Origin of the sequence: Pseudomonas sp. GM21, from assembly GCF_000282215.1 — a bacterium.
Taxonomy (GTDB): Bacteria; Pseudomonadota; Gammaproteobacteria; order Pseudomonadales; family Pseudomonadaceae; genus Aquipseudomonas.
Genome location: NZ_AKJS01000209.1, coordinates 1 through 455, shown reverse-complemented (window position 1 = coordinate 455; position 455 = coordinate 1). Strand labels below are relative to the sequence as shown.

Below are 455 nucleotides of genomic sequence, written 5' to 3'. Positions count from 1 at the left end.
GACATGTTCATGAACGGCAAATCCGCGGCCTTCACGTCGGACCGTTTCAACTTCGGCGGCGGCGAATACACGTTCAACGACAAACGCACCCAGGTCGGTGCCTGGTACGCCGAACTCAGCGACCTCTACCAGCAACAGTATTACAACCTCAACCACAGCCAGCCGATTGGCGACTGGGTCCTCGGCGCCAACCTGGGCTATTTCATCGGCAAAGAAAACGGCAGCGCCCTGGCCGGCGACCTCGACAACAAAACCGGGTTCGCCATGCTCTCGGCCAAGCACGGTGGCCACGCCTTCTACGTCGGCCTGCAAAAACTCACCGGTGACGATCTCTGGATGCGCGTCAACGGCACCAGTGGCGGCACCCTGGCCAACGACAGCTATAACTCCAGCTACGACAACGCCCAGGAAAAATCCTGGCAGGTGCGCCACGACTACAACTTCGTCGCCCTCGG

The 455-nt window shown here is 60.2% G+C and carries 1 protein-coding gene; it reads left to right on the top strand.

Annotated features, from left to right (window positions below):
• Positions 1-455, top strand: a 455-nt coding sequence (locus PMI22_RS00010; protein WP_007949561.1) for an OprD family outer membrane porin, incomplete at both ends; no start/stop codon positions are given.